Source organism: Glycocaulis sp. (assembly GCF_052168375.1).
In the GTDB taxonomy this organism is placed as follows: Bacteria; Pseudomonadota; Alphaproteobacteria; order Caulobacterales; family Maricaulaceae; genus Glycocaulis.
The window spans coordinates 1-17,941 of the sequence record NZ_JBQLZR010000222.1 but is presented as its reverse complement, the minus strand read 5'-3'; the positions used below and the strand labels follow the sequence as shown (position 1 = coordinate 17,941).

The window sequence follows — 17,941 nt, the reverse complement described above, 5'->3', positions numbered from 1 at the left end:
GCCCTTTGCGCGGCGCAGGCAGTCGAAGCCGGCGTGCAGGCGGCCCTCATGGCGCCCACCGAAATCCTTGCCCGGCAGCATGCCGCCGTGCTGACGCCGCTACTGGAGGCAGCAGGCATACGCGTCGTTACGCTTACAGGACGCGACAAGGGCCGGGCACGGGCAGAACTTTCCGATGCGATTGCCAGCGGAGAGGCGCACGTCGTGTGCGGCACACATGCGCTCTTTCAGGATGCGGTGAGCTTTAATGATCTGGGACTCGTCATCATTGACGAGCAGCACCGCTTTGGCGTGTCCGACCGCAAACGTCTCGCGGCGAAGGGTCTGGCACCTGATACGCTGGTCATGAGTGCTACGCCGATACCGCGCACCCTGACGCTTGCCGTCTATGGCGATCTGGATGTCTCTCGCCTGGATGAAAAGCCGGCAGGGCGCATTCCGCCGACGACCCGTGTCATTCCCGGCGAAAGGCTGGATGACGTCATCGACGGGCTGGGCCGCGCTGTCGCGAAGGGAGAGCGGGCCTACTGGGTCTGCCCTCTGGTGGAGGAGAGCGATGTCTCAGACCTTGCCGCCGCAGAGGAACGCTACCACTTGCTCTCCAATACCTTGCGGGCGCGCATAGGCCTGCTGCACGGGCGCATGGCAGCCCGCGACAAGGAGCGCATCGCCCGGTCTTTCCGCGATGGTGAAATCGACATTCTCGTGGCCACTACGGTCATCGAGGTCGGGGTCGATGCACCCGATGCCACCATCATGGTGATCGAGCATGCCGAGCGGTTCGGCCTCGCCCAGCTCCATCAGTTGAGGGGCCGCGTCGGGCGCGGCGACAAGCCTTCGTCCTGCCTCCTGGTCTATCACGACAAGCTCGGCGAGACCGCTCAGCGCCGCCTCGAGATCATGCGCGAGAGCGATGATGGCTTCTTCATCGCGGAAGAAGACTGGAAACTGCGCGGGTCAGGCGATCCGCTGGGCCTGCGCCAGTCCGGCCTGCCCGATTACCGGTTTGCAGACCTGGCCGCCCATGCAGGCCTCCTTACCGCTGCCAGCGACTATGCGAAGCTGGAGGCAGCCCGCGCCGAACCGCTGAAAGGGCCGCGCGGCGAGGCTCTGCGCACCCTGCTTTACCTCTTCGAGCGCGATGAAGGCATCCGCCTGATGCGCTCGGCTTGAGCGTCAGATCTAAGTGTTCGGGCGCGGCGCGTCCTCTCCCGCCTCCGGATCATCCGGCATCACCGACGACCCTGCAGGATGGGCGCCTTCCGGCAAACGGTCCGGCGTCACAAGGCCAAACGAGATGATCAGCTTGGCTGCTTCCTCGATGGTGATGTCGAGCGGTATCGCCTTCGAACGGGGCACGAACAGAAGGAAGCCGGAGGTCGGGTTGGGCGTGGTCGGCACGAACACACCGATGACCTCGTCCTTGCCCTTGCCGACATGATGCCGGATGGCCCCGCGCCCGTGCGAAGCCACGAATGCGACGGCATAGCTGCCGGCCATCGGGTATTCAACCAGCACTACTTCCTTGAAGGCATTGTTCTGGGCGCCCAGAACCGTCTCGACGAGCTGCTTGAGCGCGCCATAGATATTGCGCACCAGTGGCATCGTGTTGACGATGCGTTCGCCCACAGCCAGCAGGCTGCGCCCGAAAATATTCGCCGCCAGCGCGCCCAGAAGGGTGAGGCCGAGCACTGCAATGATGAGACCCATACCCGGCAACGCGAAGGGCAGATAGGTCTCCGGGTTGTAGCGGTCCGGGATGAGCGGCTTGATCGTCGAATCAACGAAAGTGATGAAGGCATAGATCAGCCAGACCGTTACGGTCACCGGCGTGGCGACGATAATGCCTGTCAGGAAGCTGTTGCGGAGCCAGCGGAGCACGTAAGTCAGTCTCCCGTCATCTAAGGGGTTACCCGGACGGGCCAGATGATGGCAAACTTGGTGCGGGACTGCCAGCACGCCTGGCGGTTGGGGTGGCGGTACAACAGGAATAATCTTCGATGCAAAGGCAGCTTGTGCAGCTTCGCCCGGTCCAGATCATCATCGCACTCGCAATCGCGGCCCTGCTGGTGCTGCTGGCTGTGGCCAGCTGGCTGATGCGCGACCAGATCTATCAGAGCTTCCTTGATCCGGGGGTGCCGTTTCAGACTTATGATCCGCCTGCAGCGCCGGACTACGCTGACGCGGACGCATGGGCGGTCCGGCCCTTCGTCTCTGCGCTCGGCGATGAAGAGCCGGCGGTCTTCTTCGTCCATCCGACCCTGCATACGGGCGGGGAACACTGGAACGCGGCGCTCGACCGGCGCAGCCACCGCGAACGGCTGGAGCGGGTTTATCTGCCGAATTTTGCAGGCCCCTTTGCCGAAACGGGTGCCATCTTCGCGCCGCGCTACCGTCACGCGGCGCTCTACGCCTTCATGAATAATCGGGAGGACTCGCTGCAGGCGCGCCAGCTTGCCTACGAGGATGTCCGCGCGGCCTTCAGCCAGTTTCTGACCGATATCGGAGATGAACGCCCCATCATTCTGGCAGGCGCCGGACAGGGCGGCGGTCACGTCACCGGCCTGCTGCTGGACGTGGTTGCACCTGATGCGGGCCTGACGAGCCGGCTGGTGGCAGCCTATGTGCTGGAATCGCCCGTCGCCGCATCGCTGTTTGACGGCCCGCTGGCATCGATCCCGCTGTGCTCTGCGCCGGATAACATTCGCTGCGTGATCACCTGGATGGCGGTTCAGCCCGAAGAAACCGCGCGCATCGAGGCAATCGCCGAACGCAGCATGGTCTGGACGGCACCCGGCGAGCTGGCTTCAACCTCGGGAACCGCGCTGGCCTGCGTCAATCCGCTGAGCTGGAACCTCTCTGGCGAGCCGGCTCCGGCCCGTCTTCACAGGGGCGGAGCAGCGGCTGAGGGACTGGAGCTGGGTGAGCGCCCCTCGCCTCTGGCCAGCCAGACCGGCGCGCAGTGCCGTGATGGGCTACTTTTCGTCGACATGCCGCGCTCGCGCACGCTGCGCCGCCCGTCCCGGCTGGGCGAGGTGCGCCGCGTGGCGCCCTTCAACCTCTTCTATGCCGATATCGAAGCGGATGTGACCCGCCGCGCCGAAATCCTGGCCAACACGCTGGCCGAGGAGCGCCGCTGGGCGCCTGACCTGCCTGAGGCCGAGGAAATTGAAATCGTGCCGGTGCGCCCGATCGACTAGAACCAGGCTGGCGCCTAGCGGCGGTCGGCCTTCATCTTCTCGACAAGCGCTGTCGTGGAGAAACCTGCCTGCAACGGCGCGATCACGATTTCGCCCCCGCGCGAGCGGATGAAGTCTGCACCCGGCAGATCGTCTGGCTTGTAGTCCGCGCCCTTGACCAGCACGTCCGGAGCGATGGCGCGGATCAGTGCTTCTGGCGTGTCTTCTTCAAACACCACCACACGGTCGACGCTCTCGAGCGCCGCCAGCATTGCGGCGCGATGAGCCGCCGGATTGACCGGACGCCCCTCGCCTTTCAGGCGCGTGACAGAGGCATCGGCATTCAAACCCACGATCAGCCGGTCACACGCCGAACGGGCGTGGCGCAGGGACGCGACATGGCCGGGGTGGAGAATGTCAAAGCAGCCATTGGTGAAACCAACCTTGAGCCCGTCCCGGTGCCAGGACTGCACCGTGTTAACAGCTTGCGCCCGCGTCAGCACACGCCAGTCCGCATCGCCCGCACCGCGAATGGCATTGTCGAGCAACTCCTCCGGCGAGACGGTCGCCGTACCCGGCTTGCCAACCGCCGTTCCGGCAGCAAGGTCTGCTAGGCCGATCGTGTCTTCCAGGGGTAGTCCCGCGGCCACACCTAGCGAGAGTGCCGCGAGCGCCGTATCGCCTGCACCGGAGACGTCATAGACCGAACGCGGACGCGCGCGGTGATGGCGCACCTCTCCATCCTCAATGAAGCTCATGCCAAGCCCGCCACGGGTGACAACGAGGGCGGGTGTCAGGGCGAGACGGTCCTTGAGAGCTTTCAGTGCGATCTCGACTTCGGGGTCCGTGGCAACCGGCAGGCCCACTTCCTCCTCCAGCTCCTGCGCGTTCGGCTTGATGAGGGTCGCTCCATCATACCGGCTGTAATCATCGCCGCGCGGATCAACGCAGACAGGCTTTCCTGCCTTGCGCGCGAGTGCAATCACTTCGCGGCAGACTTCCCGGGCCAGCATGCCCCGCCCATAATCGGAAAGGATCACCACGTCAGCGTCTGCAAGCGCAGCAGACACTGCGGCCAGAACCGCGCGCGTGCTGGGCGCATCAATCTGCGTGCCCGGATCGCAGTCGACACAGAACATCTGCTGTCCGGCTGACACATAGCGCGTCTTGGTCGGCGTCTTGCGCCCGTCCTGGCGCACAATGGTGCAGGCGTACGAGCCACAGGCATTGAGCAGGTCTTCAGCAACATCGCCGTCGCCATCCTTGCCGGCCACGCTGACAACGCTCGCCACCCCGCCGAGGCTGATAATGTTGCGGACCAGATTGCCTGCTCCGCCGAGCATGCGTTCCCGGCGCGACTCCGAAAGCACCGGAACAGGCGCCTCACGGGAGATGCGCTTCACATCCCCGTACACAAAGGAATCCACGATGACATCGCCCACCACAAGCGCACGCTTGCCAGCGATGGCACCCAGCAGGATGGAGGCGGTCTGACGATGCATGCCGGGCCTAGATCGCTGCCAGCGGGTTGGCCTTGGCCATGCGGTCGAACGCCAGAAGATCGCCGGCTATCGCCTCGAAATTCTTCAGCGGGATCATGTTGGGTCCATCCGACGGCGCATGGTCGGGATCAGGGTGGGTTTCCATGAACACGGCAGCGACGCCGATGGAAACGGCTGCACGGGCCAGATACGGCACGAACTCGCGCTGACCGCCGGATGAACTGCCCTGCCCGCCAGGCTGCTGGACCGAGTGAGTGGCATCAAAGACGACCGGGCAGCCGATCTGCGCCATGATCGGCAGGGCACGCATGTCCGAGACCAGCGTGTTGTAGCCAAAGCTCGCACCACGCTCGCAGGCGAACACATTGCCATTGCCCGCGCCGGTGATCTTGGCGACGACATTCTTCATGTCCCACGGCGCGAGGAACTGTCCCTTCTTGACGTTGATCGCCTTGCCGGTCCGCGCAGCCGCAATCAGAAGATCGGTCTGGCGGCACAGAAAGGCCGGAATCTGCAGCACATCAACGGCCTGCGCGGCGATGGCGCACTGCTCGGCGGTGTGAATATCAGTGAGAACCGGCAGGCCGGTCTTTTCACGGATTTCGGCAAAGATCGGCAGGGAATCTTCCAGCCCGATCCCGCGCTGCGCGTTCGCACTGGTGCGGTTCGCCTTGTCGAACGAGGTCTTGTAGATGATCTGGCAGCCGAGGCGGTCGCCGATCTCCTTCAGCGCCTGCGAAACTTCCAGCCCGTGCTGACGGCTTTCCAGCTGGCACGGTCCGGCGATGAAGGTCAGTGGGCGTGAATTGCCGATTTCGTAGGGCGAGTGGTCACCACGCGTCAGCGTGACAACGGCATTGGGAGACGTCATGACTGGCCGGTCTTTCCTTGCAGATGCAGCGCGGCACCAGTCCGGCTGATCCGCGCCCGATTTGTTTTCGTAATAGCTGACATAGGCATTTTCGTCATCCTTGCACTGCGGCTTCCTTTAACGTGTCCAATTCAAGTCATTCAGCATCCTCTCCCGTCCTCGTCTGGTTCCGTCAGGACCTGCGCCTTGCCGACAATCCGGCCCTGAATGCCGCCGTACATAGCGGCGCCCCGGTTGTCTGCCTGTATGTACTGGATGATGCCACGCCGGGCCGGTGGATGCCGGGCGGCGCGTCACGCTGGTGGCTGCACCACAGCCTCAAATCGCTCGATCAGTCTTTGCAGGCAATCGGCGGGCGGCTGGTGCTCCGGCGCGGCGATGCGCTCAAGGTCGTAACGGGCCTCGCCCAGGAATTGCAGGCACGCGCAGTCTACTGGAACCGTTGCTACGAACCCTACGCCCGTGCCCGCGACACGAAGATCAAGGCGCAGATCCGGGACGCAGGATACGAGGCAGAAACCTTCAACGGCTCGCTGATGCGCGAGCCTTGGGAAGTCACGACCAAAGATGGTGGCCCCTACCGGGTCTACACGCCCTATTTCCGCGCATTGTCCGCTCAAATTGACGATATCGCCCTCCTGCCCGCCCCGCAAAAACTGAATGACGGCTCTGCCGGGCTGCACTCGGACGGGCTGACAACGTGGGACTTGCTCCCGACAGCGCCGGACTGGGCGTCGGGCTTTACGCCAGTCTGGACACCGGGCGAGACCGGCGCGCACAAGCGTCTCGGGGCGTTCGCTGCAAAGTGCGCGAGCCAGTATGATGCCAAGCGCAATCTTCCAGGCATCGCGGGCACGTCCCGGCTCTCACCGCACCTGCATTTTGGGGAAGTCTCTCCGCGCCAGGTCTGGAGCCACGTCGTCAGCAATGTGGCCCCGGGATCGGGACGCGAAACCTTCCTGAAAGAGATTGGCTGGCGGGAGTTTTCCTACAGCCTTCTTTATCACTTCGACGATCTACCTGAATCAAATTACCAGTCAAAATTCAACGACTTTCCGTGGGATTTTGATGAGAACGCCTTCAAACGCTGGACCCGCGGCCAGACCGGCTACCCTATTGTCGATGCCGGCATGCGCCAGCTCTGGCAGACCGGCTGGATGCACAACCGCGTGCGCATGATCGTTGCCTCCTTCCTCACCAAGCATCTGCTGATGGACTGGCGCCGGGGCGAGGAATGGTTCTGGGATACGCTTGTCGATGCCGATCTCGCGAGCAATTCGGCAAGCTGGCAATGGGTGGCGGGATCGGGCGCCGATGCCGCACCCTATTTCCGGATTTTCAATCCGGTCACACAAGGCGAGAAGTTCGACGCCTCGGGCGACTATGTGCGCCACTGGGTGCCAGAGATCGCCGCGCTGCCGGACAAGCATCTGCACGCCCCCTGGGCGGCGCCATCTGACGTGCGTGCCAAGGCCGGTATCGTTCTGGGCCGTGACTACCCCCACCCTGTTGTTGATCATGGCAAGGCACGCGAACGTGCGCTGGCCGCTTACGCTTCACTGAAGGACGCCGCATGAGCACGATTGAACCCATCCTGAAGCGTTCCTCGCGCATTGCGGTGGTCGGCGCCGGCGTTTCCGGCCTTGGTGCAGCCTGGGCCCTGCGCGGGCTCCACCAGGTCACGCTTTATGAGAAAGACAGCCGTCTGGGCGGTCACGCCAACACGGCAGTCGTCGATCATGCCGGGCAGGAAACGGCTGTCGACACGGGCTTCATCGTGTTCAACCGGCTGAACTACCCGAACCTGACGGCTCTCTTCGCCCATCTGGGGATCGAAACGCATCGCACCGACATGAGCTTCGGCTTCAGCCTTGATGGCGAGTGCGAGTGGTCGTCCAACGGGCTGGGCGGTCTTTTTGCGCAAGCGTCAAACCTTTTCCGCCCATCCTTCGTGGGCATGCTTCGCGATGTCCTGCGCTTCAACAAGCGCTCCATCAGCGATCTGGAAGCGGGCATCCTGACCGGACTCTCGCTCGGCCAGTATCTTGACCTCTATGCGTTCGGCACAGCCTTCCGCGAGCAATACCTCCTGCCCATGGGCGCGGCGATCTGGTCGGCCAGCGAAAGCGACATGGCGGACTATCCGGCCGAAGCCTTCGTGCGTTTCTTCAGGAACCACCGCCTGGTCAATGCCAGCCGCCCGAAATGGGAAACCGTCGTCGGCGGCAGCCAGACCTATGTCCGCGCGCTCTGGCGCGACATGGAGGCCTCCGGTGTGCAACGGCGCAGCGGCGCCGTCAGCGTGACCCGCCTCCGGTCTGGCGGCGTCCAGATTCTCGATGCGGACGGCAATGCCGAGCGCTATGACGAGGTAATCCTCGCCTGCCATTCCAGTGAGGCCCTTGCGCTCCTCTCAGATGCCGATGCCGATGAGCGCGAAATGCTCGGCGCCATCCCCTACAGCGCAAACATAGCCATCCTGCACCGGGACGAGAGCTTCCTGCCCCGCCGTAAGGGTGCGCGGGCGGCCTGGTGCTACATGCGGGACGGGAAAAGCGGCGAAGCTGCAGTTACCTATGACATGAACCGGCTCCAGCACATCGACCCGGCAGAACCCATGCTGGTCACGCTGAACCCGAAACGCGAGCCGGACCCGACCAAAGTGCTGGGCCGCTATAGCTATGACCATCCGCAATTCACGCCTGCCGGACTGGCTGCGCAGCGCATTTTCAATCGCGTACAGGGCGTGCGTAACACCTGGTTTGCAGGCGCGTGGCTGGGCTATGGCTTCCACGAGGACGGACTGCGGTCCGGCTTGCGGGTTGCCCTGCGCCTCGGCGGCGCAATCCCATGGACATTCGCAGACGGCGACATCACCGGTGGCGAGTGGGGCGACCGCGACGCTGCGCGTCTCCAAGATGCGCCTGCCATGCTGGCTGAATGATGACGATGCCGCCGGCCAGCCTCTATATCGGCCATACGGTACACGAGCGTTCTGCGCCCTTCCTGCACCGCTTCCGGTACCGTATTGCCATGATGATGCTGGATCTGGACCAGCTTGATGCCGCAGGACGGGCATCCCGCCTGTTTTCCATCGGACGGTTCAACCTGTTCAGCTTCCGCGAGCGCGACCATGGCCCACGCGATGGCAGCTCCCTGAAGTCCTGGGTTCTGGAGCGTCTCTCCGGTTCCGGCGTGGAGCAGGCCGTCGCCCGCGTCCGGCTCTTATGTTCGCCGCGCGTCCTGGGCTACGTCTTCAACCCGATCTCGCTCTACCTCGCCGACAATGCGGACGGCGAGACGATTGCCGTGATCTATCAGGTCCACAACACGTTCGGTGATGCTCACGCCTATGTGGCGCCGCTGGACGGAACGACACCAGCCCGGCACAGCGCGCAGAAGCGCTTCCACGTATCACCCTTCTTTCCCGTCACGGGACGTTATGACTTCACCTTGCGCGAGGCAGACGGACAGCTTTCCCTTGTCATCAACAAGGTGGAAGCAGAGGGCCGGGACTTTCTGGCGACGATGCAGATGCAGGCGCGCGCGTTGACATCCGCAAACCTTGCCAAGCTCTTCGCGTCACAACCGTTTTCGACCCTGAAGACGATCAGCGCCATCCATTTCGAGGCCTTGCGCCTTGTGCTCAAGGGTGCCCGCTACCACCGCCGGCCGGAACCGCCACGCGATGACACGAAAATCACCGCGACCACGCATCCAACCGGTCCGCTTGGACGTAAACCGTAATAATCGCTATATTGGACCGGCTGTCGCCGGGAGGGCCCCGTGATGACCGATGCAAGTCTTTCAAGTTTTGACCCTGCCCTCAGCTTGCGGGCCTGCCGGGAAACCATATCCCGGCTGAGAGGCGTGCCCCGCCTGTTCAAGGCTGGCCTCACCCTTCTGCTCAAATTCGGTACCGGTTCCCTGACGGTGATCCTTCCGGACGGGCGCAGCCTGCACTTCCAGGGCGCGAACCCGGGCCCCGATGCGACCATGCAGGTGCATGATTACGCCATGGTGCGCCGCGTATTTGCAGGCGGCGATGTCGGCTTTGCCGAATCCTACATGGCCGGTCAGTGGAGCACACCAGACCTTGCCAACGTGCTTCAGGTTTTCTCCGCAAACCTCGATAACACAAAAGATATTGAAAAGGGTCGACCCCTTACCCGTCTGGCGCACTGGATATGGCACCGGCTTCGGGCCAATACACGCTCGCAGGCCCGCAAGAATATCGAGGCCCACTATGATCTGGGCAATGATTTCTACGAGTTGTGGCTAGATCCGACCATGACCTACTCGGCGGCGCGCTTCACCGCGCCCGAACTTGGCCTGGAAGCTGCCCAGACAGAGAAATACGGAAGCCTTGCGCGTCTCATCGGTCTGGAGCGCGGCATGCATGTCCTCGAGATCGGCTGTGGCTGGGGTGGCTTTGCCGAATACGCCGCAGGCACTGTCGGCGCGCGCGTCACCTGCCTTACCCTCTCGCCTGCACAGCGCGATTACGCGATTGCCCGTATGGAGCGCGCAGGCCTGTCAGAGGCTGTCGAGATCAAGCTGCAGGACTATCGTGACGAGACTGGTCAGTATGATGCTGTCGCCTCGATCGAGATGTTCGAGGCTGTCGGCGAGGAGTATTGGCCGGCCTATTTCGCGAAGGTCCGCGAGGTGCTGAAACCCGGCGGCAAGGCAGGTCTGCAGATCATCACGATCCGCGATGATCTGTTTGACAGCTATCGCAAGCGTGCTGACTTCATCCAGCGCTACATTTTCCCCGGTGGCATCCTGCCGAGCGTGGAGCGCCTTGACGGCGAATTTGCCAAGGCAGATCTGCGTCTGAATACGCGCGAAATGTTCGGCATTGATTATGCCGACACGCTGGCCTGGTGGATGGAGCGCTTCCAGGACGCCTGGCCGCGCGTCGAGCCCATGGGCTTCGACACGCGCTTCCGCCGTATGTGGGAATTCTATCTCGCCTATTGCGAAGCCGGCTTCCGCACCGGCCGCATTGATGTCGGCCAGTTCGTGCTGGAACGCAGCTAGCGCGCCCCGGTCAGACCGGCTTGTTCCAGCCGGTCTGGCGCCGTACCAGGCCGATCGACCAGCTATAGGGAAGCGCATAGATCGCCTTCAGCGCCCAGGTGAAGCGGCGCGGGAAGGTGATCTCGAAGCGCCTGGATCGCAGACCTGAGGCAATACGCCGGGCTGCTGTTTGCGCGCTGATCATGAAGGGCTTCGGGAAAGCATTGTCGTCCTGCGCCGGCGTCTCCACAAAGCCGGGCGTGATGACCTGACAGAGCACACCATAGCGGTGCAGTTCCAGACGCAGGCAAGCCGCCATGTTCACAAGGGCAGCCTTGCTGGCACCATAGGCCGACGCCGTCGGCATACCGCCAAAAGCTGTCGCTGATGAGACGATCGCGATCTGACCCGACCTGCGCTCGCTCATGCGCGGTGTCAGCGCGCACAGACAGGCCGCCGTACCCTTCAAATTCACATCAAACGTTTTCGCGTATGCCTCGTAAGACGGGTTCTCGGCGTTGATCGACACATAGATCCCGGCATTGAGCACAGCCAGCGCGATGGGGCCGTGTGCCGCCTCGATGTCCTTCACCGAGGCCTCCACGGCCTCAGGATCGGTGAGATCGACCGCGTGCGCGACGAGGCGGCCCTTGCCGGTATAGGCGCTGGCAATCGCGTCGAGCTTGTCCTTGCTGCGCGCGGATATGATCACCGTCCAGCCCTGTCTGGCCAGTTGCTGGCTCAGCGCCTCGCCAATGCCGGAACTGCCACCTGTTACCCAGGCCACGCCATCTGACGGTTTCATCACTCGCGGGCTCATGAGGCTTTCCTTCTGGCGTCGCCAATACCGATGGATTCGAGAAAACGCGCGCTGTCGGACTGGATTTCCCGGCGGCGCTCGTCACTGAAACGATTGAGGTTGGACAGGATCGGGCCAAGACGGCGATTGCCTTTCAGCCGCCCCTCATTCTCGATCATGAAATTCCAGTAGAGGTAATTGAACGGACAGGCCTTTTCCCCGGCCTTGGCCTTCACGTCATAGCGGCATTTGCCGCAATGATTGCTCATCCGGTCGATATAGGCGCCGCTGGCGGCATAGGGCTTGGTGGCCATGATCCCGCCATCGGCATAGAGCGCCATGCCGTGCGTGTTGGGCGCTTCGACCCACTCGAACGCATCGGCATAGACCGCCAGATACCACTCATTCACCTCGACCGGGTCGATCCCCGCGAGCAGGGCAAAATTACCCGTCACCATCAGGCGCTGGATATGATGGGCATAGGCGTGCTTGCGCGTCGTCGTCACAACGTCGGCGACGCACGCCATGTCCGTATCGGCCGTCCAGTAGAACTCCGGCAACGGCCGGCTGGCCTCGAGCGCGTTGCGGCTCAGATATTCCGGCATGAAGTGCCAGTAGATACCGCGGACATATTCGCGCCAGCCAATGATCTGGCGGATGAAGCCTTCAACCGCATTGAGGGGCGCCTTGTCCGCTTTCCAGGCAGCTTGCGCGGCCTCGCAAACCTCGCGCGGATCCAGCAGCCCGCAATTCATGTAAAGCGAGAGGACGGAGTGGAAGAGAAAGCCCTCCCCCTCGTGCAACGCGTCCTGATAGTCGCCAAAATCGGGCAGCGCCTTTGTGATGAACCAGTCAAGCTGTTCCAGAGCCGCTTCGCGTGTGACTGCGTAGCCGAAGGGTTCGATATCGCCGAAGCCCTTGGCAAATTCCGTCTCGACGAGCGCCATGACCTCGCGGGTCATCTCATCAGGCTCTACCCAGCTGCGTTCGGGTATAGAGATGCCTTGCGGCAAGGCCTTCCGGTTTTCCGCATCGAAATTCCACTGGCCGCCCTCAGGCTCGTCACCGTCCATGAGCAGGCCGGTCTCCCGGCGCATCTCGCGATAGAAGTATTCCATGGTCAGGCGCTGCTTGCCCTTGGCCCAGCGCGCAAATCGGTCATGGCTGCAGATGAAACGGTCATCGCTGCGCATCTCAACCGGCACCTCGAACCGGTCCGGCCACTCGCGCATTACCTCCATCAGGCGGTATTCGCCCGGCTCGGTATGAATGACCCGTTCCAGTTCCGGATGATCGGCGAGCGCCCGTTCAACTTCACCTTCCAGACTGTGCGAATTGTCCGGGTCATCGAGCGCGACATAACGGACCTGCAGCCCTTTTTCGCGCAGACGCTCGGCAAAATGACGCATGGCCGAGAAAATGAAGACCAGCTTCTTGCGGTGATGAGGCACATAACCTGCCTCCTCACGCACTTCGGCCATCAGGACGAGGTCATCCTTGCGTGCGCCTTCCAGCGCCGACAGCCCGTCACTGAGCTGATCGCCAAGGACGAGCCGAAGCGCTGGCATCACGCAGAAGCCGGATTGGCCTGGCGAACATAGCGAATGCTCTGGCCACGCGCCTCGAAGGCGCAGCCTGCCCAGAAGCCATTCTCGTCATACCAGAGGTCAACCGTCAGCGTGCCCTCAAGGCGGATTCGGCGGGCGCGGATCGTACCGCCATCGGCTTCGATCTCTTCAAAGCCCATATCCGTGATTTCCACCGGCATGGCATCACCATGCTCGGTGTTGAGGATCTGCCCGAGATCCTCCTCATACCCGCGCCAGTGGGATGACGGGATGATGTCGGCGGGCAGGGTTTCAGTGTGGGTTTCGCCTTCCGGCAACACGCCCTCGCTGACAATGCCGCTGCCATCATTGACAGCCTCGACGGGGAAGCGGTCGCCATCCTTCAGGGTTTCACCTTCGAGCGCCACCAGCTGGCCATCACGCCAGCGTTCGACGGAATCATGCTCGTAGCGGAAAACCGTAACCGGGCCGAAACCTGCCTGCAGGCGCACCGATACTTGCGCCACCAGCTCGTCGCCGTCGCGCGAGAAGCGCACCTCATGCGTACCGAAATCGGAATTGCCGCGATACACGTTGAAGCGGATCGTCTCACCCCCCTGAGGGTCAGCCAGGATTGCGGCGAACGAGGCAGATGACAGCGCCAGAACGCACGCCGCAGCGGCAAACGAAGCTTTCAACATGAACGGTCTCCATCTTCTGACCTGCTCGGGCAGGCGCATCGAGCAGCAGTCATTGTTCCTTGTCAGTGACGCCGACGCGCAGAGCCGGCCAGCCGGTCCACGAGCGCATAGAGCGGATTGACCGGCTTCCAGCTTCCCATGCTTACCGTCAGGCAGATGCACGGGTCATCGCCCTGGACTGCCGGCCGGTGACGCATGCCGGGCATGGCGCTGCACAGATCACCCGCCTGGTACAACGCATGCCCGTCGTGAAACGCTCCAGTCAGTACCAGCGTCAGTTCTTCAGCCCCGTGATCGTGATGCGGGATACCGCCGCCGGGTTGAAGAAGCACAAGGCTTACTTCCACACGCTCATCGCTGACGGCATCAAGAGGAATTTCACGAACGCCGCCCAGACGCTTTGCCCAGTCCAACCCGCCATCGGCGGACCGCTCGAGATACGGGCTGAGCGCCCGCGGCAATCCCGTTGCCGCATCAATCGGATCGTCTTCGCCGCGCGCCGGAACGGCGCGGACGGATGCCCGCTCCAGAACCGCATCGAACGCGCCAGCAGACAGGCTGGCAGGCGCCAGGGAGGCCAACATGCCGCCAAATCCGCTCTCGATATCGCGCACACGTGTCGCGGCCTCGATGTTGAGCGCGCTCTGACATTCCGCCAGCAGGCGAAGCGCTGCCGGTCCTGAACCGGCGGCATAATCGAGAAGGTAGGCGTCTTGCACGGCAGGCACTGTTGAATGTCTCCAATGGGTGTTCAGCATTTCTTACGCGTGACGGCCTTGACCGGATCAGTCAGAACTCTAGGCAGAGATACTGTTTGCGCTGTTTCGGGATGCTTTCATGTCCACTACTCCTCCGGCCCGCTCCGTCATCGATCTGATCGGCAACACGCCGCTCGTCCGGTTGAACGCCGCAAGCGACGCGACTGGATGCGAAATCCTTGGAAAGGCGGAGTTTTTGAACCCCGGCGGATCGGTGAAGGACCGGGCAGCTCTCGGCATTGTGCGCGCGGCCGAAAAGAGCGGCGCCCTGAAACCCGGCGGCACGATCGTCGAAGGCACGGCAGGCAATACCGGTATCGGCATCGCCATGGTCGCCTCCGCGCTGGGGTATCGCAGCGTGATCGTGTTTCCTCGCACGCAGTCGAAGGAAAAGCGCGATGCCATCGTGCTGGCGGGCGCCGAGCTGATCGAGGTTGATGCGGTTCCCTACGCCAATCCCAATCATTATGCGCGCTATTCAGGGCGTCTCGCCGAGGAACTCAACGCCAGCGAGCCCAACGGAGCAATCTGGGCCAATCAGTTCGACAACACCGCCAACCGGCAGGCCCATTTCGACACCACGGGCCCGGAAATCTGGGAACAGACGGGTGGAAAGATTGATGGTTTCGTCGCGGCCGTCGGCTCTGGCGGCACGCTGGCGGGCGTCGGCATGTATCTGAAATCAAAAAGCGAGGCGGTTCAGATTGCGCTGGCCGACCCTGGTGGTGCAGCACTCTACGGCTATTACGCGCATGGCGAACTGAAAGCCGAAGGCAATTCCATCACCGAAGGTATCGGCCAGAGCCGGATCACGGCGAACCTTGAAGGAGCTCCGGTCGATCACGCATTTCGTATCCCGGATGAGGAAGCGCTGGAAATCCTCTACCATCTCGTCCAGCACGAAGGTCTGTGCCTGGGTGGCTCTGCCGGCATCAACATTGCCGGCGCCATACGCCTCGCCCGCAAGCTCGGGCCGGGCCACACGATCGTGACCATTCTGTGTGATTCCGGCACCCGCTATCAGTCCAAGCTCTACAACCCGGACTTCCTCAAGGAAAAGGGGCTGCCTGTGCCGCCCTGGATGAAGGGCTAGCGGAACGGCGGCGCATACATCAGCCCGCCCTCATTCCATTGCGCGTTGATGCCGCGCTGCAGGGCGAGGCCTGATTGCGTTCCGAGATTGCGCTCGAATATCTCGCCATAATTGCCGCTGGCCTCGATGGCGCGCCAGGCAAACTCGCCATCCAGATAAAGCCCTTCGGCCAGAGCACCTTCACTACCCAGGAGGCGGCGTATTTCTGCGCTGGCAGCGGTCTCGGCAAGGCCAGAGGCGTTGGCTGCCGTCACGCCATACTCCTCAGCCGCGACAAGTGCAAAAAGCACCCAGCGGACAGCATCGGCGAATTTCTGGTCGCGCGAGGCGACGACCGCGCTCAAAGGTTCCTTGGAGATGACATCGGGCAGGATCACATGGGCATCCGGCTCCGCGAGCGTCATGCGCATGCCCGCCAAGCCCGACAGATCGTTGCTCAGCGCATCGCATTCACCCCGGCCATAGGCGTTAAGGCCAGCCCGGACAGTTTCCACCTCGACAAGCTGGAATGTCAGCCCGTTACCGGCGGCGTAATCGACGAGATTGAGTGCCGTCGTGGTGTCCTGCAGCACGCAGATGCGCGCGCCATCAAGCTCGTGCGCGCTTGTGATCGCGAGATCACGCGGCACCAGAAAGCCCTGCCCGTCATAATAGTAGACACCGGCAAAGCTGAAACGCTCCATTGCATCGCGCGAGAGCGTCCAGGTCGTGTTGCGCAACAGGATGTCGACATCGCCTGCGGCCAGAGCATCCAGACGTTCCTGCGTGGTCAGGGGAACAAGCTGGATACGATCCGGGCTACCGAGAAAAGCCGCTGCGTAGGCCCGGCACAGATCGACCTCGAAGCCGGCCCAGTTGCCGTCCTCGTCCTGACGGGCAAAGCCCTGCAATCCGGTATCGACACCGCATCGCACAACGCCGCGTTCGCGCAGCTCGTACATCTGCGTGCCAAGCTCTGCCGTCTGGCTCTGCGATACGGAAAACCCTAGCGCAAAGGCAGTCGCGGCCCGCGCAAGCCTGCGGGGCATCAGAAAGTCGAAGAAAGCTGTTGGCATCATGGTGCGGTCCGCCCTAAAGGCTGACAGAATACGGGTTTAGCGAACAGGAGCGGCGGCGTCGACATGAAACGCGATACGCGCATCATCCACTCTGGCCGCAGCAATGAGGGAGACGGGCTGGTAAATCCGGCAATCAAGCGCGCGTCCACGGTGCTGGCTCCCACTACATCAGAGCTGTATGAACCCACAGGCACACGGCGGCATTATGGCCGCGGCGGCATCGCCCCGAATGGAGAACTTCGTGCCGCGATTCGCGGTCTTTATGACGCCGATCACTGCGCCCTCGCCCCGTCAGGCCTCGCAGCTGTCGTGCTGGCCATCCGCACGGCCATAAACGGCCCGGGAGACGCGCTGATCAGTGATGGCGTGTATGGCCCCGTGCGCCGCTTCTGTGACGAGGAATTGCCCCGCCTCGGTGTGAAGCCGGTCTATTTCGAGCCCGGGATCGGCACGGGCATCAGCTCACTCATTACATCCCAAACCGTAGCCATCATACTGGAATCGCCCAGCTCTCTGACATTCGAACTGCAGGATGTGCCCGCGATTGCGGCCATTGCCCGCGATGCCGGCATACCAACCGTGATCGATGACACCTGGACGGCAGGCCTGTTGATGAACCCGCTAGAGCTGGGCGTCGACTTTGCTGCCCAGGCCCTTACCAAATATGTCGGCGGCCATTCCGACTTCCTGATGGGATCAGTCGTGGGCCGTAGCGAAAAGGCGCGCGAACTCGCAACGCGCGAAACGGTATATGGCCTGCATGTGTCGCCCGACGATGCCTTTCTGGCTTTACGCGGACTTCGCACCCTGCCCTTGCGCATTGAACGGTCCGAAGCGGCATCGCTGGAAATCGCCCGGCGGCTGGAGGCGCATCCGAAAGTGTCCCGCGTCCTGCATCCAGCCCTGCCGAGCCATCCCGATCATCACCTGTTCCAGCGCGACATGAGTGGCGGGTCGGGCTGTTTCTCCTTCATCCTGAACGGTATTGATGCCCGCGGCGGCGAACGCGTCATCGACAGCCTGCGCCTTTTCGGGATCGGCTTCTCATGGGGTGGCTATGAAAGCCTCGCGCTCGCCTGCGACCGGCAGATACGCCGTACCGCCGCGCCCTGGAAGGCCGAAGGCGCGCTTCTGCGTCTCACGATCGGTCTGGAAGATATCGAGGATTTGTGGGCAGACCTGGAACAGGCCCTCGCCAAAGCATAACAGCCGGGGAAATGGTCGGAGCGGCGGGATTCGAACCCACGACCCCTGGTCCCCCAGACCAGTGCGCTAACCGGGCTGCGCCACGCTCCGACTCATCAGGCACCTTCGCAAGGGGGGTCAGCGCGAAGGAGCGGTCTTATAGGCTGGCGAACTTGCGCTTGGCAACACGGCTTTCCAGCCCGCATTAGCCGCGCGCAGCCAGAGC

At 62.8% G+C, this 17,941-nt stretch carries 16 protein-coding genes and 1 tRNA gene; 8 read left to right on the top strand and 9 right to left on the bottom strand.

From position 1 onward, the window contains the following. A partial coding sequence (locus ACTS2Z_RS09090; protein ID WP_442572896.1) for an ATP-dependent DNA helicase RecG occupies nt 1-1,173 on the top strand: 1,173 nt, incomplete at its 5' end. 9 nt (nt 1,174-1,182) lie between these two features. Here the strand turns inward: ACTS2Z_RS09090 and ACTS2Z_RS09085 are convergent. Next, the gene (locus tag ACTS2Z_RS09085; RefSeq protein ID WP_442572895.1) at nt 1,183-1,881 is read right to left on the bottom strand and encodes a DUF502 domain-containing protein; all 699 of its coding nucleotides are present in this window, start codon (nt 1,879-1,881) and stop codon (nt 1,183-1,185) included. A 119-nt stretch (nt 1,882-2,000) separates the two neighbouring features. Between ACTS2Z_RS09085 and ACTS2Z_RS09080 the strand changes: the two genes are divergently transcribed. Continuing rightward, the gene (locus ACTS2Z_RS09080; RefSeq protein WP_442572894.1) at nt 2,001-3,200 is read left to right on the top strand and encodes a DUF3089 domain-containing protein; all 1,200 of its coding nucleotides are present in this window, start codon (nt 2,001-2,003) and stop codon (nt 3,198-3,200) included. Between the two features lie 14 nt (nt 3,201-3,214). Here ACTS2Z_RS09080 and rfaE2 read toward each other — a convergent pair whose 3' ends face one another. Together rfaE2 and kdsA are read right to left on the bottom strand one after the other, a co-directional pair. Continuing rightward, entirely contained in the window at nt 3,215-4,681 is a 1,467-nt protein-coding gene (rfaE2, locus tag ACTS2Z_RS09075) for a D-glycero-beta-D-manno-heptose 1-phosphate adenylyltransferase (RefSeq protein ID WP_442572893.1), read from the bottom strand. A 7-nt stretch (nt 4,682-4,688) separates the two neighbouring features. Further along, on the bottom strand, nt 4,689-5,552 hold the full coding sequence (gene kdsA / locus ACTS2Z_RS09070) for a 3-deoxy-8-phosphooctulonate synthase (RefSeq protein ID WP_442572892.1): 864 nt from the start codon (nt 5,550-5,552) through the stop codon (nt 4,689-4,691). Nucleotides 5,553-5,674: 122 nt separating this feature from the next. On the opposite strand from kdsA, the gene ACTS2Z_RS09065 reads away from it, so the two are divergent. From ACTS2Z_RS09065 to ACTS2Z_RS09050, 4 genes are read left to right on the top strand one after another with little or no spacing between them, the layout of a single operon-like run. Beyond that, nucleotides 5,675-7,129 carry a cryptochrome/photolyase family protein gene (locus ACTS2Z_RS09065; RefSeq protein ID WP_442572891.1) on the top strand — a complete coding sequence of 485 codons (1,455 nt, stop codon included), beginning with the start codon at nt 5,675-5,677 and terminating at the stop codon, nt 7,127-7,129. Then, the gene (locus tag ACTS2Z_RS09060) at nt 7,126-8,496 is read left to right on the top strand and encodes an NAD(P)/FAD-dependent oxidoreductase (RefSeq protein ID WP_442572890.1); all 1,371 of its coding nucleotides are present in this window, start codon (nt 7,126-7,128) and stop codon (nt 8,494-8,496) included. Before ACTS2Z_RS09065 ends, ACTS2Z_RS09060 begins: the two co-directional genes overlap by 4 nt. Continuing rightward, nucleotides 8,493-9,299, top strand: a complete 807-nt coding sequence (locus tag ACTS2Z_RS09055) for a DUF1365 domain-containing protein (RefSeq protein ID WP_442572889.1) — start codon at nt 8,493-8,495, stop codon at nt 9,297-9,299. The genes ACTS2Z_RS09060 and ACTS2Z_RS09055 overlap by 4 nt, the downstream gene beginning before the upstream one ends. 42 nt (nt 9,300-9,341) lie before the next feature. Further along, entirely contained in the window at nt 9,342-10,595 is a 1,254-nt protein-coding gene (locus ACTS2Z_RS09050) for a class I SAM-dependent methyltransferase (RefSeq protein WP_442572888.1), read from the top strand. Nucleotides 10,596-10,605: 10 nt separating this feature from the next. Here the strand turns inward: ACTS2Z_RS09050 and ACTS2Z_RS09045 are convergent, their stop codons facing one another. The 4 genes from ACTS2Z_RS09045 to ACTS2Z_RS09030 all read right to left on the bottom strand — a co-directional run bounded on the left by ACTS2Z_RS09045 (nt 10,606) and on the right by ACTS2Z_RS09030 (nt 14,340). Next, nucleotides 10,606-11,394: an SDR family NAD(P)-dependent oxidoreductase gene (locus tag ACTS2Z_RS09045; protein ID WP_442572887.1), complete on the bottom strand. Its 789-nt coding sequence runs from the start codon at nt 11,392-11,394 to the stop codon at nt 10,606-10,608. Further along, entirely contained in the window at nt 11,391-12,941 is a 1,551-nt protein-coding gene (locus ACTS2Z_RS09040; RefSeq protein ID WP_442572886.1) for a cryptochrome/photolyase family protein, read from the bottom strand. The genes ACTS2Z_RS09045 and ACTS2Z_RS09040 overlap by 4 nt, the downstream gene beginning before the upstream one ends. After that, nucleotides 12,941-13,621 (bottom strand): DUF6134 family protein, encoded by a 681-nt coding sequence (locus tag ACTS2Z_RS09035; protein WP_442572885.1) that lies wholly within the window; start codon nt 13,619-13,621, stop codon nt 12,941-12,943. The genes ACTS2Z_RS09040 and ACTS2Z_RS09035 overlap by 1 nt, the downstream gene beginning before the upstream one ends. Nucleotides 13,622-13,683: 62 nt before the next feature. Then, nucleotides 13,684-14,340 carry a cupin domain-containing protein gene (locus ACTS2Z_RS09030; protein ID WP_442572884.1) on the bottom strand — a complete coding sequence of 219 codons (657 nt, stop codon included), beginning with the start codon at nt 14,338-14,340 and terminating at the stop codon, nt 13,684-13,686. Between the two features lie 118 nt (nt 14,341-14,458). On the opposite strand from ACTS2Z_RS09030, the gene ACTS2Z_RS09025 reads away from it, so the two are divergent. After that, nucleotides 14,459-15,472 carry a cysteine synthase A gene (locus ACTS2Z_RS09025; RefSeq protein WP_442572883.1) on the top strand — a complete coding sequence of 338 codons (1,014 nt, stop codon included), beginning with the start codon at nt 14,459-14,461 and terminating at the stop codon, nt 15,470-15,472. Here the strand turns inward: ACTS2Z_RS09025 and ACTS2Z_RS09020 are convergent. Beyond that, nucleotides 15,469-16,530, bottom strand: coding sequence for an amino acid ABC transporter substrate-binding protein (locus ACTS2Z_RS09020; RefSeq protein WP_442572882.1), 1,062 nt, complete (start codon nt 16,528-16,530; stop codon nt 15,469-15,471). The genes ACTS2Z_RS09025 and ACTS2Z_RS09020 overlap by 4 nt on opposite strands. A 63-nt stretch (nt 16,531-16,593) precedes the next feature. Here ACTS2Z_RS09020 and metC point away from each other — a divergent pair, with 63 nt between their 5' ends. Next, nucleotides 16,594-17,736: a cystathionine beta-lyase gene (gene metC, locus ACTS2Z_RS09015; RefSeq protein ID WP_442572881.1), complete on the top strand. Its 1,143-nt coding sequence runs from the start codon at nt 16,594-16,596 to the stop codon at nt 17,734-17,736. Between the two features lie 12 nt (nt 17,737-17,748). On the opposite strand, the gene ACTS2Z_RS09010 is transcribed toward metC, so the two are convergent. Next, nucleotides 17,749-17,826: transfer RNA gene (locus ACTS2Z_RS09010), tRNA-Pro, on the bottom strand. Between the last annotated feature and the right edge of the window lie 115 nt (nt 17,827-17,941).

Excerpts from the sequence above, each read along its gene's own strand:
- rfaE2 (WP_442572893.1), bottom strand. The coding sequence starts at position 4,681 with ATGCATCGTCAGACCGCCTCCATCCTGCTGGGTGCCATCGCTGGCAAG.
- ACTS2Z_RS09055 (WP_442572889.1), top strand. The coding sequence starts at position 8,493 with ATGATGACGATGCCGCCGGCCAGCCTCTATATCGGCCATACGGTACAC.
- ACTS2Z_RS09050 (WP_442572888.1), top strand. The coding sequence starts at position 9,342 with ATGACCGATGCAAGTCTTTCAAGTTTTGACCCTGCCCTCAGCTTGCGG.
- ACTS2Z_RS09040 (WP_442572886.1), bottom strand. The coding sequence starts at position 12,941 with ATGCCAGCGCTTCGGCTCGTCCTTGGCGATCAGCTCAGTGACGGGCTG.
- ACTS2Z_RS09060 (WP_442572890.1), top strand. The coding sequence starts at position 7,126 with ATGAGCACGATTGAACCCATCCTGAAGCGTTCCTCGCGCATTGCGGTG.
- ACTS2Z_RS09080 (WP_442572894.1), top strand. The coding sequence starts at position 2,001 with ATGCAAAGGCAGCTTGTGCAGCTTCGCCCGGTCCAGATCATCATCGCA.
- ACTS2Z_RS09035 (WP_442572885.1), bottom strand. The coding sequence starts at position 13,621 with ATGTTGAAAGCTTCGTTTGCCGCTGCGGCGTGCGTTCTGGCGCTGTCA.
- metC (WP_442572881.1), top strand. The coding sequence starts at position 16,594 with ATGAAACGCGATACGCGCATCATCCACTCTGGCCGCAGCAATGAGGGA.
- kdsA (WP_442572892.1), bottom strand. The coding sequence starts at position 5,552 with ATGACGTCTCCCAATGCCGTTGTCACGCTGACGCGTGGTGACCACTCG.
- ACTS2Z_RS09020 (WP_442572882.1), bottom strand. The coding sequence starts at position 16,530 with ATGATGCCAACAGCTTTCTTCGACTTTCTGATGCCCCGCAGGCTTGCG.
- ACTS2Z_RS09025 (WP_442572883.1), top strand. The coding sequence starts at position 14,459 with ATGTCCACTACTCCTCCGGCCCGCTCCGTCATCGATCTGATCGGCAAC.
- ACTS2Z_RS09045 (WP_442572887.1), bottom strand. The coding sequence starts at position 11,394 with ATGAGCCCGCGAGTGATGAAACCGTCAGATGGCGTGGCCTGGGTAACA.